Origin of the sequence: Acinetobacter lwoffii, assembly GCF_022967985.1 — a bacterium.
GTDB lineage: Bacteria > Pseudomonadota > Gammaproteobacteria > Pseudomonadales > Moraxellaceae > Acinetobacter.
In genome coordinates, this window is the sequence record NZ_JALJVC010000022.1 from 17588 (window position 1) to 31781 (window position 14194).

At 46.5% G+C, this 14194-nt stretch carries 11 protein-coding genes; 8 read left to right on the plus strand and 3 right to left on the minus strand.

Annotation, left to right across the window (positions count from 1 at the left end):
- Positions 1-120: 120 nt before the first annotated feature.
- Both MWG72_RS12490 and MWG72_RS12495 read left to right on the plus strand, forming a co-directional pair.
- The gene (locus MWG72_RS12490) at positions 121-1443 is read left to right on the plus strand and encodes a hypothetical protein (RefSeq protein WP_247144177.1); all 1323 of its coding nucleotides are present in this window, start codon (positions 121-123) and stop codon (positions 1441-1443) included.
- Positions 1424-1711 (plus strand): chorismate mutase, encoded by a 288-nt coding sequence (locus MWG72_RS12495; RefSeq protein WP_005094791.1) that lies wholly within the window; start codon positions 1424-1426, stop codon positions 1709-1711. Before MWG72_RS12490 ends, MWG72_RS12495 begins: the two co-directional genes overlap by 20 nt.
- 121 nt (positions 1712-1832) lie before the next feature.
- Here the strand turns inward: MWG72_RS12495 and MWG72_RS12500 are convergent, their stop codons facing one another.
- The 3 genes from MWG72_RS12500 to MWG72_RS12510 all read right to left on the minus strand — a co-directional run bounded on the left by MWG72_RS12500 (position 1833) and on the right by MWG72_RS12510 (position 6883).
- Complete coding sequence (locus MWG72_RS12500; protein WP_247144178.1) at positions 1833-3128, minus strand: solute carrier family 23 protein; 1296 nt, start codon at positions 3126-3128, stop codon at positions 1833-1835.
- Positions 3129-3424: 296 nt separating this feature from the next.
- The gene (gene ppc / locus MWG72_RS12505) at positions 3425-6109 is read right to left on the minus strand and encodes a phosphoenolpyruvate carboxylase (RefSeq protein WP_247144179.1); all 2685 of its coding nucleotides are present in this window, start codon (positions 6107-6109) and stop codon (positions 3425-3427) included.
- Positions 6110-6259: 150 nt separating this feature from the next.
- Positions 6260-6883: a TetR/AcrR family transcriptional regulator gene (locus MWG72_RS12510; RefSeq protein ID WP_247144180.1), complete on the minus strand. Its 624-nt coding sequence runs from the start codon at positions 6881-6883 to the stop codon at positions 6260-6262.
- Between the two features lie 148 nt (positions 6884-7031).
- Here MWG72_RS12510 and MWG72_RS12515 point away from each other — a divergent pair, with 148 nt between their 5' ends.
- The 6 genes from MWG72_RS12515 to MWG72_RS12540 all read left to right on the plus strand — a co-directional run bounded on the left by MWG72_RS12515 (position 7032) and on the right by MWG72_RS12540 (position 14189).
- A complete protein-coding gene (locus tag MWG72_RS12515) occupies positions 7032-8135 on the plus strand; it encodes an efflux RND transporter periplasmic adaptor subunit (RefSeq protein WP_247144181.1) in 1104 nt (367 codons plus the stop codon).
- 2 nt (positions 8136-8137) lie between these two features.
- Positions 8138-11263 (plus strand): efflux RND transporter permease subunit, encoded by a 3126-nt coding sequence (locus MWG72_RS12520; RefSeq protein WP_247144182.1) that lies wholly within the window; start codon positions 8138-8140, stop codon positions 11261-11263.
- 142 nt (positions 11264-11405) lie between these two features.
- Positions 11406-11783, plus strand: coding sequence for a hypothetical protein (locus MWG72_RS12525; RefSeq protein ID WP_005245471.1), 378 nt, complete (start codon positions 11406-11408; stop codon positions 11781-11783).
- 104 nt (positions 11784-11887) lie between these two features.
- Complete coding sequence (gene dnaJ / locus MWG72_RS12530) at positions 11888-13009, plus strand: molecular chaperone DnaJ (protein WP_195725377.1); 1122 nt, start codon at positions 11888-11890, stop codon at positions 13007-13009.
- Between the two features lie 625 nt (positions 13010-13634).
- Positions 13635-13850, plus strand: coding sequence for a cold-shock protein (locus tag MWG72_RS12535; protein WP_004280856.1), 216 nt, complete (start codon positions 13635-13637; stop codon positions 13848-13850).
- Between the two features lie 111 nt (positions 13851-13961).
- Positions 13962-14189: a hypothetical protein gene (locus MWG72_RS12540; RefSeq protein ID WP_004647679.1), complete on the plus strand. Its 228-nt coding sequence runs from the start codon at positions 13962-13964 to the stop codon at positions 14187-14189.
- Positions 14190-14194: the final 5 nt, after the last annotated feature.

A 14194-nucleotide genomic window follows, 5' to 3' on the forward strand; every position in this document is an offset into this window, starting at 1 on the left:
ACTTGATATAAGTTTTTACAGCATGCAGGGCTTTGGCTTCTGCGATCTTAAAAATAGATTATTCTGCGCAGCTTCTCATATGTTGAGCTGCGCACCGTCATTGTTGTCGAGGCCGATCTCATGTCCCTGTTACGCCGTTGGTTTGATCCAATCCGATCGAGTTGGTTTTACCAAAAACCGACCCGTCAAACGGTGTTATCTATTCAAGATGGGCTGAGTATCCATTTAAGACTGGATGATGTGTACAGTTATCTGGCGGTACAGCAGTTGCCCCAGCTCGAAGAAATTTTAAGTCCAGAACTCAAGCCGCTAAAAGTCATCATTTCCAGTGAGCATGCCGAAGCGCCGAACCAGATGTCTTTTGATGAATGGCAGCACTACACGATTAATGATGCAAAAATCTTGTCAAAACAGCATCGTTTCAGTTTTCATGATACGCCGGAATTACCGAGCGCTGAGGCCTTAAAACAGGCCGAACTGATTTTGCGGCATACGCCGCTGCGGGGACAGGATTTCCTGTATTTACTGGAAGATGTATTCCATATGCTCTGGCAAAAACAGACCGGAAAATTGCGCACCTTATATGCCATGGCCAGCCGCCATCATCAGCCACAGGATTTTCCTGAACGTATTTTTGATCAGACCCCGATTCTGGCCAGCTATTTTAATTTAGGCGGACGCCAGTATCAGGCGGTCGATGATCTGTTACGTCTGACCCGACGTCTGGAGCAGCAAAAACTGCTGACCGGTAATCCGATTTTTATGATCGATCACATTGAATGGCGTGAGCATCTAATCAGTGATGCCGAAGAGCTGAACGAGATCCAGTCGATGGATCCGGAACTGGACTTGTATATCGCGCTGGAAGATCCGATTTCCTGGCTATTACTGGCCTATATCAAGGAAGAACTGGCGGATTATTATAATATCCAGCTAAATGTCTATCCCTTGTCCTATCGTGGCCGAGATGACTTTGACTGGAGTCTGGCCACCCGTTTATCCAAACGGACGGAAGTAGAATTTACCCCGTTCTGCCGACCGACTGAGCAGGCGATCGTGCCAATGGCACAATTATTTTATAGCTGTCCCGAGGAGCAGCGGATTGAGGCGATGTACCAGATCTTGCAGGCCGTCTGGACCCGTGGTGAAGACCTGTCTTATGCACCACATTTCAAGCGTTTGCAGCAACAGTTAAATATTGTAGATCTGACCCAGGATGATATTCTGGTCAAGCTGCAGGACAATGATATGCTCTGTGAAATGAAGTCCCAGCCGAATTTTCCGGTACTAGAACTGCGCATAGATGATCAAAGTTATACATTTAATAGCTTATATCGGGTCTGGATGATTGAAAGTATTTTCAGTAATGTGTTAGAAGAAAAGTATAAGAGTAATAATCAAACTGAAAGTGAACTGAAAAAACATGGAAAAGATCAAAGCTGAATCACTAGAACATGCACGTCAACAGATCGATGCCATTGATACAGCTTTAGTTGAGCTGATCGCTGCGCGTCAATTTTATGTTGATCAAACCACCCGTTTCAAAAAAACCGAAACCGATTTACAGTCACCGGAACGTATGGAGCAGATTGTAGAAAATGTCAGAGCTCTGGCGCAAAAACAAGGTGTCGATCAGGAGTTTATTGAACATCTATACCGTGAAATGTTCCAATACTTTATTCAACGTGAACTGAAAGAGTTTCGTCCTTAAACAGACACGTGCTTTAATAGAAGCCTTGCGGGGCTTCTTTTCATTTCTTTAATCGCAAAGTTGAAAAATATAAAGATAAAAAAAGCAGCCATTCGGCTGCTCAATACTTTTATTTCGAGTTTTATTTTTTATCGGCCAGGCTAAAGAACCAGTTCAGGATCAGTGCAGCAAACGTTGCCGTACCAATACCACCCAGATTGAAGCTGCCAAAAGTCAGGGCAAAATCACCCGTACCTAAAATAATGGTCACCGCAGCCACCATCAGGTTCTTGTTCTGCGAGAAATCGACCTTGTTCTCAATCCAGATTTTGGCACCAGCAATGGTAATCAAACCAAAGACTACAATCGAAGCACCGGTCAGAATCGCTGTCGGAATCGTGTGAATAATCGCACCAAACTTAGGCGATAGACCCAGGAACACAGCAAAGACACCCGCGACTGCAAAGATGATGGTCGAGTAAACCCGTGTCACGGCCATCACACCAATGTTTTCACCATAGGTAGTCATACCCGGCGCACCTACACCACCGGCTAAAGTGGTTGCAACACCATCTGCCACAAAGGCTTTACCAATATGCGGATCGAGGTTTTCACCGGTCATCGCTCCTACGGCTTTAATATGGCCCAGATTTTCAGCCACCAGAATCAAGGCAATCGGTGCAATGATCAACATGGCATTCAATTCAAAGGTCGGCGCGTGGAAAGTCGGTAAACCGAACCAGGCTGCTTGCTGAATAGGAAGGAAGTTGATCGCAGTGCCATAACCCATGACATTACTGAGTACGAAGTAAATCAGATAAGCCAATAACAGGCCAACCAATAACAGCAGGCGCTGTAATAAGCCACGGGTGAATACGGCAATTGAACCCATGCACAACACAGTGACCAGAGACATCCACATATTGAAGGTATTGCCCATCACACTTTTCACTGTGACTGGAGCAAGGTTCAGGCCAATGATCATCACCACGGCACCGGTCACTACCGGTGGCATCAGCTTTTCAATCCAGCGGGTGCCCGTCGCCATGACCAGAAAGCCCATGAGTGCATAGAAGATGCCACATGCGATAATCCCGCCTGCTGCAACGCCAATATTTGGATTCAGTCCGCCACCACCCGCATAACCTGTTGCTGCGATGACCACACCAATAAAGGCAAAGCTTGAACCTAGATAACTTGGAACCCGGCCACCGGTGATTAAAAAGAACAGAATGGTACAGATCCCTGACATTAAAATCGCCAGGTTAGGATCAAAGCCCATTAAAAAAGGTGCTAGTACAGTTGCGCCAAACATGGCAAAAGCATGTTGTACACCCAAAATGACCGTTTGTGCGGGTGGCAAATACTCTGCGGTACCTACTGGTCGTGCATCGATACTGCCCTCATAAGGGCGCCATTTGGGAAACCAACTGGACATAAAATGAGCACTCAAAAGATAAATTGTGCACATCATACTCTTGTTCTTTAGAAGATTTAATCACTTAAGCAAAATTTTTGTTCAAATTAATTCTATGACTTTATTTAAGATTTTACCGGGCGGTAAAAGAATACTGGGTTAAAATTAAAGTGAAATCAGTAGATTAATTTCTTATTATGAATAGGGGTATCTATAAATAAATCTGATTTACTATATAAAATAAAATATTTCCTGGCTATTGACTGGTCAATAAAAAAGCACATCACCAGGATGTGCTTTCAAATGGGCATTTTTGCTTAGCCAGTATTACGCAAACCGGCTGCAATACCGGCAATACTGACCATCAGCGCATGATCTACCGGGGTGTTTTCGGCCTGTTGCTGTTCCAGATATAAACGGCGACGTTTCATCAGTTCAGCTTGCAGCAAGTGCAAGGGTAACAGATATGGTTTACGTACCTTCATGGACTGATCCAGTACGCCATTGCTGCTCAGGAGTTTAGATTCACCTTTCAAGCTTAACAGGGTTTGTACGGCATCCTGCAAACGTTGGCGCAACGCTGTCCCCAGAATTTTCAGATCTTCATCCTGGGTCAGATGAGATTCATAATACAGCGCTACATGGGCATCGGCTTTAGACAGTACCATTTCCAGCATATCAATCAGGGTCTGGAAATATGGCCACTCGGCCAGCATCTCATCGAGTACATTACGCTGTCCCTGATCTAGGACCTCATTCAGTGCAGCACCGGTCCCGAGCCAGGCAGGTAACATCAGGCGAATCTGGGTCCAGGCAAATACCCAAGGGATGGCACGCAAGGATTCAATGCCGCCGCTGACTTTACGTTTGGCAGGACGTGAACCCAGTGGCAGCATCTGCAGTTCAAGCTCAGGGGTAACGGTACGCAGGTATTTTACAAAATGCGGATTTTCCCGTACGGTCTGGCGATAGACCTGAACCGACAGTTCGGTCATTTGATGCATCAGGTCGCGCCATTCCTGTTTTGGCTCAGGTGGCGGGAGCAGGGTCGCTTCCAAGGTGGCAGCGGTATAAATTTCCAGATTTTGCAGCGCGATTTCTTCCAGCCCGAATTTAAAGCGGATCATTTCGCCCTGTTCAGTCACCCGGATCGCACCGGAAATAGAACCCGGTGGCTGAGAGAACAAGGCTTGCTGGGTTGGTGCACCTCCACGGCTGATTGAACCGCCACGACCATGAAACAGGGTCAATTGCACGCCATGTTGCTGGGCAACTGCGGTCAGTTCTTCCTGGGCACGATACTGTGCCCAGTTGGCCGACATAAAGCCGGCATCCTTGGCAGAATCCGAATAGCCAATCATGACCTCATGCTTGCCCTGAATATGCTGTTTGTACCAGTGCATATTGAACAGGGTCGACATGGTTGCGGCTGCACCATCCAGATCTTTTAAGGTTTCAAATAGAGGAACCACCCGTAACGCCTGCTCGATGCCGGCTTCTTTTTGTAAAAGCAGTACCGCCAACACATCACTTGGATATTCTGCCATGGAAATAATATAGGCACCCAGAGACTCGCTCGGCTGTTCGGCCAGTGTGCGCATGGTGGCAAAGACTTCCTGTACATCCGGATGTTCAATCAGGCTGCCGGCCGGTTCATTCAGATGTTTCGGCAGTAATGGACGCTTGCTTTGTAATTCCTGCAGTAAAAAGTTTTGACGGGCCTGTTCGGTCCATGTTTCAAAATTCCCCAGTCCCAAATATTCAGTAATGGCTGAAATTGCCTGACGGTGACGGCCGGATTCCTGACGGATATCCAGTTTTAGTAGTTCGATCCCAAAACTGTTGACCCGGTAAATAAAGTCCAGCAGGCTGCCATTGGCAATTTCGGCCAGATTGCAGTCCATCAGTGAACGATAGCAGGTCAGGAGCGGTTGTAAAAGTTCGTCTTTACTTTTAATCACCAGACTGTCATCGGCATCATTGCCTTTTAATTTTTCTGCCAGCCAGTGTCGCGTCGCTTTCAGGCGGGTACGGGTGTCACGTAAATATTCACGATAGGGTTCAGGATGGGGCTGGCCCAAGGCTTCGGAAATCTCCGGACTGCATTGCTGAATGGACAGTTCCCAGCGCAGGTTTTCAATATCACGTACATAGAGATCGGCTGCTTTCCAGCGTGACAGCCATAGTACTTCCTGAGTGACGGTGTGGGTGACATTCGGGTTGCCATCGCGGTCACCACCCATCCAGGAGGCAAAACGTACTGGTGCGACATCTAAGGGAAGGTTCTGGCCACATTGCGCCTGAACCATGCCATTTAGTTCGCGGATAAATTTTGGTACTGCATTCCACAGGGTCTGTTCAATGGTGGTAAAGCCCCATTTCGCTTCATCAATCGGAGTCGGGCGATGCTGACGGATTTCATCGGTTTGCCAGGCAGAGCTGATCAGCTGTTTCAGATCGGCCAGAATTGCCTGACGTTCACGTGGCGTCAGTTTCTGCTGGTCGAATTTGGACAGGGCATTATTGATGCCATCATATTTTTGAATCAGAGTACGGCGGCTGACTTCTGTGGGATGCGCGGTCAGGACCAGTTCAATTTTCAGTTCACAGATTTGCTGATACAGCGTATCGGCAGAAATTTCCTGCTGTTTAAATTTTTTAAATAAAGGCACCAGAGGATTGGGCGATTCTGCAGTGTCATCAAATTCGCTCTGACGGCGACGACGCACCACATGATATTGTTCGGCAATATTGGCAAAGTTTAAAAAGTGGGTAAAGGCGCGGGTCAGCGGCAGGATTTCGGCATCTTCCAGACTCAAAAATAGTTGTTCCAGTTGTTTTTCTGCTTCGACCTGTCCATCGCGAGCGCCTTTGGACAGGGCTCGGATCTGCTCGATCTGATTAAACAAATCCTGCCCGGCATGTAATTTTAAGGTTTCCCCAAGCAAATTACCCAGTAAGCGTACGTCTTCGCGTAGTGGTGCATCAATCTGTTGAATCATTTTTTTATTCCCTCACATGCATGCTTTGACTATACCGCGACTGCATGACAATCCAAGTCCCCTAGAGACAAAAGTTGCAGAGCATTGGCTGATTTTTTAGCAACTTTTAGGCCACATACGGTGATCGGCGATCAGTCCGAAGGAAAGGATTTAATCCGGCAGGGCATATTTCAGCATAAACAGTTCAATGGCCTGGGCAATGATCTGTTGCTGTTCTGCGCTTGAAGGAGGAGGGCTGAGACCCAGCAGGATTTTCTGATGACGTATTCCGGTGAGCAGGGACACAATCAGCTCGGTCTGTTTTTCTGGAAGATCGACCTGAATAAAGCGGTACTGCTGGGCCAGGGCAAAGAAATCATTCCAGACTGCATCCAGTTTGCTATGCGAGGCCTGATAAAACTGTTCGGTCAACGGACTTTGCTGCGAGGCCAGTTCCATCAGCAACAGATCCAGTTTGATCGCTTCAGGTAAATGAAGAATATTTAAAGCGCGCTGACAGGCCTGATAAAACTCCTGCGCAAAGTCACTGCTCGGCTGCAAGAGTTGAGGATGTTCATGCAGAATGGCTTCACAGGTATCCTCAATCGCACAGCTAAACAGGGTCGCCTTATCCTGAAAATGGTTATACACCGTCAGCTTGGTTACACCTGCCTCACGTGCAATCTGGTTCATGCTGGAGGCATGATAGCCATGCGCTAAAAACAGCGCTTTGGCCACGCTGAGTATGCGCTGACGCTTTTCCAGATCCTTGGGTCGTCCTACAGGTATTTGCACAATTTCTTCCAAAAAAAGTCAACACGGTCATTGCTTTGATGATTCAGTTGTAATTAGCGTACCGGGTGGTATATTAATTAAAAAACAAGCAATTCAATATATCAGCATAGTTTGCCCTAAAAAAGACGATCAGATAAGAGCGAATAAGATGAGCAGGATTTACAGCGTATTGGCTGGCATGGTGGTGCTTTGCAGCGTGACCTTAACCGGGTGCAGCAAAGATACTGCTGCAGCAGAACAGGAAGTTCCCTTTGTCATGGTGGCCACACCCACCACTTCACAGCATGAATTAAAAAGTTATGCCGGTGATGTGCAGGCGCGCCAGCAAACGGCGCTGGCCTTTCGGGTCGCTGGACAGGTGACCCAGCGCTTCGCCGATGTGGGTGACCAGGTCAAAGTCGGGCAAGTCCTGGCAACTCTGGATGTCAAAGATGCCCAGCTGCAGCTGAATGCAGCACGTGCCCAGCTGGAAAGCGCGCAGTCTGCCACTAAGATTGCTCAGGATGAATTACAACGTTTCAAGCAGTTATTGCCATCCAATGCCGTGAGCCGCTCACAATATGACGCGATCGAAAACCAGTACAAGACCGCCCTGTCAAATCTGAAGCAGGCACAATCCAATTATGATACCGCTAAAAACCAGACTGCTTATAATCAGCTGATTGCCACCAGAAACGGCGTAATCACTGCACGCAATATTGAAACAGGTCAGGTGGTCGCTGCCGGGCAGGCGGCGTATGAACTGGCAATTGCCGGCGAGCGTGAAGTGGTGATTGGGGTGCCGGAACAGGCAATTGCTGAAATTAGGGTGGGGCAAGCGGCTCTGGTCACCTTATGGTCCAAACCTGAAGAAAAATTTGCCGCCATTGTCCGAGAGATTTCACCGGCAGCGGACCAGTCGCGTACCTTTCGGGTTAAAGTTTCCTTACGTGAAGGCAATGGCCAGATCCAGCTGGGGCAAAGTGCCCGGGTGTTTTTTCAGCACAGCCGCGACAATATGCTCAGTGTGCCGCTATCCAGTGTCTCGGCAACGGATCAGCAGGCTTATGTCATGGTGGTCCAGCCGGATCATACCTTACGTAAAGTCCCGGTCCAGCTCGGTGCCTATGGCCGGGACAGTGTTCCTGTACTCAGTGGCCTCAAGCCGGAAGACTATGTGGTGATTGGCGGCGTACATCTGCTGCGTAACCAGCAAAAAATCAATCCGATTGATCGTGAAAACCGTCGTGTGACCATTCAGGCAGGGAGTTAAACATGAACTTTAACCTGTCGGAATGGGCTTTAAAAAATAAAGGTCTGGTGCTGTATTTCATGATCCTGCTCGGTCTGATCGGCATCGTCTCTTATTCCAAACTGTCACAAAGTGAAGATCCACCTTTTACCTTTAAAGTCATGGTAATCCAGACCTATTGGCCGGGTGCCAGTGCCAAAGAAATCTCCCTGCAGGTCACTGACCGGATTGAAAAGGAACTGATGACCACGGGACAGTATGAGCGCATCATGGCCTATTCGCGTCCGGGTGAATCCATGGTGACTTTTGTTGCCAAGGATTCCCTGGCTTCGAAAGATGTCGCTGATGTCTGGTATAACGTGCGCAAGAAGGTGGGCGATATCCGGCATGAATTGCCACAAGGGGTACAAGGGCCGTTCTTTAATGATGAATTCGGCGATACCTTTGGCAATATTTATGTGCTCAAGGGTAAAGATTTTGACTATGCGACCCTCAAGGAATACGCCGACCGCTTACAGCTGCAACTGCAACGGGTCAAAGATGTTGCCAAAGTTGAGCTGATTGGCCTACAAGACCAGAAAATCTGGATTGAGATTTCCAATACCAAGGCCATTCAGCTTGGCGTTCCAGTCATGGCGATTCAGCAAGCCCTGCAGCAGCAAAATGCCACCACCCAGTCCGGTTTTTTTGAAACCGGTTCAGACCGGATTCAGGTGCGGGTCAGTGGTGCATTAAACAGTGTTGAAGAATTAAGACAGATGCCGCTGCTGGTCAATGGCAAAACTATTCAGCTGGGAGATGTCGCAGAAGTCTATCGAGGCTTTAGTGATCCGGCACAGCCCCGGATGCGCTTTATGGGCGAAAACGGCATTGGTATTGCTGTATCGATGCGCAAGGGTGGGGACATCATTGCCTTGGGTAAAAATCTGGAACAGGAATTCGCCCGCCTGCAAAAAGCTCTGCCACTCGGCATGGAGCTGCAAAAAGTCTCCGATCAGCCGGTGGCAGTCAAACGCAGCATTAACGAATTTATGAAAGTGCTGGCAGAAGCGGTGGTTATCGTATTGCTGGTCAGTTTTTTCTCGCTCGGTTTCCGGACCGGTCTGGTGGTGGCTTTCTCGATTCCGCTGGTGCTGGCCATGACTTTTGCCGGTATGCAGCTGTTTGATGTCGGACTGCATAAAATTTCCCTGGGGGCCCTGATTCTGGCTCTCGGTCTTTTGGTCGATGATGCCATTATCGCCATTGAAATGATGGCGATTAAGATGGAGCAGGGTTATAGCCGTTTACAGGCGGCCGGGCATGCCTGGCGCACCACGGCTTTTCCAATGCTGACAGGCACCCTGATTACCGCTGCCGGTTTCCTGCCGATCGCCACTGCAGCATCGAGTACCGGGGAATATACCCGTTCGATTTTCCAGGTGGTGACCATTGCATTGCTGGTGTCCTGGATTGCCGCGGTACTGTTTGTGCCATATTTAGGCGATAAACTTCTGCCGGATTTCAACAAGGATTTAATTCAGAAAGCGCCGTGGTATCAGCGTCTCTGGGCACGTCTACGCAAACAGCCAGAACCTCAGCCGATTGTGCATCATGCCGGAGAACATTATGACCCTTATCAAACCCGGTTTTATCAGGGCTTTCGCCGTTGGGCCGATGCCTGTGTGACCTATCGTAAAACTGTCATTGTTGCCACGGTCGGAATTTTTATTCTGTCTATTTTAATGTTTAAGCTGGTGCCGCAGCAGTTTTTCCCACCCTCGAACCGGGCTGAAATTCTGGTGGATCTCAAACTTGAAGAAGGTGCTTCACTGAAGGCCACTGAAGCTGCAGTAAAAAAAGTAGAAGCCTTTTTATCGAAACAAGAGGGTATTGATAACTATGTGGCTTATGTCGGGATGGGTTCTCCACGTTTCTATTTACCGCTCGATCAGCAGTTGCCGCAAACCAGCTTTGCCCAGTTTGTGGTATTGGCTTCCTCGCTGGAAGACCGGAATGAAATCCGTAAATCCTTAAGTGACCAGATTCGAAAGTTATTGCCAGAAGTGCGTACCAGGGTGTCCTTGCTGGAAAATGGCCCACCTGTGGGTTATCCACTACAATTCCGGGTGTCGGGTGAAGATCTAGGATTAGTCCGTGAATGGGCGCAGAAAGTTGCAGCCACCGTGGGAGACAATCCGAATACCACCAATGTGCATCTGGACTGGGGCGAGCCGAGTAAAGTCATCAAATTGCAGATTGATCAGGATCGTGCCCGTCAGCTTGGGGTGAGTAGCAGTGAACTGGCCAATGTACTCAACAGCTCGATTTTGGGGGCCGGTATTGATCAGTACCGTGAAAAACGTGAACTGATCGAAATCCGTTTACGTGGTGCTCAGGCTGAACGGGTGGAGGTAGCATCTTTAGCCAGTCTGGCTGTTCCGACCGCAACCGGTACATCGGTACCTTTGGCGCAGCTGGCCAAAATTGAATACAGCTTTGAAGAAGGCCTGATCTGGCATCGTAACCGCTTGCCGACCATTACTGTGCGTGCCGATATTCGTAGCAAACTGCAGCCCGCTACTGTGGTCAATGAACTCAAAGAGCCACTGGAAAAAATCCGGGCAGAGCTGCCGAATGGCTATCTGCTGCAAGTGGGCGGTACAGTTGAAGAATCGGCTCGCGGACAGAACTCGGTGAATGCCGGCATGCCTTTATTCCTCGCAGTCGTCATGACCTTGCTGATGATTCAGCTTAAGAGCATATCACGGGCCTTTATTGTATTTCTGACTGCACCTTTGGGCATTATCGGAGTGGTGTTATTCCTGTTAATTTTCAATAAACCTTTCGGTTTTGTTGCGATGCTCGGAACGATTGCATTATCGGGAATGATCATGCGCAATTCGCTGATTTTGATTGACCAGATCGAGCAGGATATTCAGGCCGGAGAGTCGCAGTGGGATGCCATCATCAATGCCACGGTACGCCGTTGTCGTCCGATCGTATTGACCGCACTGGCTGCAGTTCTGGCGATGATTCCCTTGTCCCGCAGTATTTTCTTCGGGCCGATGGCGGTGGCGATTATGGGTGGTTTGATTGTGGCGACATTATTGACCCTGTTTTTCCTGCCTGCACTATATGCACAGTGGTTTAAAGTGAAAAAAGTTTAAATTCTGTTTAAATTTGTCATAATTTCAGGTGCGAAATTTGGAAATTTTCAATATAGTAGCACCTGAGATTTTTATAATTTAAAAAAATAAGTAATTGCTGCATTGGCCGAGCTGCCAATACGGTAACGAGGTTGAACCGAACATGACTCAAGATACGTTAACCAAGATGCGACGTTCCGTAGCGATGGCTTATGTCTTCATGTTTTTGGCCTTATTTACCCTGTTTAGTGGACTATTGGCCTACTGGTTCGCACGTAAAGTCACTCAAGTTGATTATGCCGAGGTCTGGTTACAGGCACAGGCACTGTGGATCATGCGCAATATCGTGATTTATACCATTTTGGCGATCTTCGCTGCGCTGTGGTTTATTCCCTTGTTTTTCTTTGCCTGGGACAGTCAGCTCTGGGTCAAAGCATGTGTGGTGACCGGCGTGATTTTCAGTTTTATTGCTTTTATTTTCCTGATCAATGCCTGGTTTAAAGGCATCCATAAATTCTCTCAAAACAAAGCTGTGTTCTAAAGCGTATAATTTTTTTCATATTTCCCCTTGTAAAACTCGGTTTGACCCCAATTTCAGACCTCAGTTGAATATTAAACAAAATTCCGTGAGGAGCATCGCCAGACATGGCTAAACGTGATTATTATGAGGTTTTGGGCGTCGCTAAAACCGCTAGTGATGATGAAATCAAAAAAGCCTACCGTAAGTTGGCGATGAAATATCATCCAGACCGTAACCCGGACAATGCTGAAGCTGAAGAGAAATTCAAAGAAGCAGCAGAGGCCTATGAAGTGCTCTCTGATGGTGAAAAGCGCAGCATGTACGACCGTATGGGCCATCAGGCCTTTGAAGGTGGTATGGGCGGCGGCGGTGGCGGCTTCGGCGGTGGTTTCAGCGCAGAAGACATTTTCAGCCAGTTCGGTGATATTTTCGGTGGTGCTTTTGGTGGCGGCGGTGGTCGTGGCCAGCAGCGCGCGCGCCGAGGTTCCGACTTACGCTATGTCATGGAACTGACCCTGGAAGAAGCGGTCAAGGGCGTCAAGAAAACCATTACCTTTACTGCACCGGCACCGTGTGATGCCTGTGATGGTAAAGGCTCAAAAAATCCAAACGATGTAGAAACCTGCCGTACCTGTCATGGTGCCGGTCAAGTGCGTATGCAGCAAGGTTTCTTCTCGGTACAGCAAACCTGTAGCACCTGTCGTGGTCAGGGCAAGATCATCAAGAACCCATGTAATAAATGTCATGGTTCGGGTGTGTCGGATCGTCAGCAAACTCTGGAAGTCACTATTCCTGCGGGTGTGGACAATGGCGACCGCGTACGCTTGACTGGTAAGGGTGAAGCGATCCGTGATGGTCAGTCAGGTGACTTGTACGTAGAAGTGGTGGTGCGTGAGCATGAAATCTTCCAGCGTGATGGCGCTGATCTGTATATGGATGTACCGGTATCGATTGCTGATGCAGCCTTGGGTAAGGAAGTTCAGATTCCTACGCTGGATGGCCGTGTGAGCCTGAAAATTCCTGAAGGTACGCAAACAGGTAAACTGTTCCGTTTACGTGGTAAGGGGGTTAAACCGGTACGTACCAGCATGCAAGGTGACTTACTGTGCCGTATTGTGGTGGAAACTCCAGTGAATTTAAGTGCACGTCAACGTGAACTGTTAAAAGAACTGCAAGAAACCATGGATGGTGAAGACAGCAAGTCATCACCAAAGAAAAAATCATTCTTTGATCGCTTGTTTGATTAATTGAGTGAAAATAAAAAGGACGCTGAGGCGTCCTTTTTTATTATTTAGATAAGATACTCTAGATTAGAAGATGCTATTTATTAGTTGATAGCTATCTTATTGTTTGATAGGTATCGCTTAAACATAAAAACCGCCTAAAAAGCGGTTTCTGTTTTTATATTTGACTATCTAAATAGAAAGTATGAGTCCAAATTTGGAGGGAGATAGATATTTTGTAAGTGAGAAAAAAGCATCATTCCCGAAATTAAAAAGGCCAATATTGTTATTACAGAGCTATATAATCGCATTCATTACTTATCAAATTTACCAGTACAGCAGATTACTCTTATTTTGTTATCATGACAATAAAAGCTTAATCTTATTGAAATCACTATAAATTTTTAAAATTTCATTTTTTAATAAATAAAATAAATATATATATAAGAAAACTTGATTAATTAAATTTTTCGTGTATAGTTAACTTAACTAGAAAAAAGTCTTGTTTCGGTAAATCTTCTTTAAGTATCGCAGTTTTAGTCATAATCCTTCGTTTTTTTCAGATTTGAAGTCTCATTCTTTATTATTTCAAAGTTATATTCAGTCAATAAATTGACTAAAAATTATTAAAAAATTAGTAGGATATATTATGTCAAACTCAAATGTTGTTAAAGGTACTGTAAAGTGGTTCAACGAAACTAAAGGTTTTGGTTTCATTCAACAAGAATCAGGTCCAGATGTTTTTGCTCATTTCAGCGAAATCGCCAGTTCAGGTTTTAAAACCTTAATGGAAGGCCAACTGGTTGAATTCAGTGTAGCTCAAGGTCAAAAAGGACCGAATGCTGTAAATATTGTTGCTATCTAAGCAAGAATAAACAGTAAAAAAAGCACTTAATAAGTGCTTTTTTTATCGTTCAAAATTTAATTTTAAGTTATTTTCCAAATTGGAAAAATCTTTAGAAAAACAGGATTCAAGTTGTTAAAAATAAATGATTTAATTGCAAAATCTAAAAATGGTACTGAAATTATTGTTTCGTTAATTCCTCTCAATAAAATGCAAAATACACGTCAGGGTTTAAAAAGAATTGAAGTGGGTAAAAGAGTTCTTCTTTCATCTGGAGTTGAGGTAGATTTAAACTTAGATGGCCGTACATTCTATACTTCTCTAAATCAATTATTTAAGCTAAATCATAAAGTTATTTAAAGATA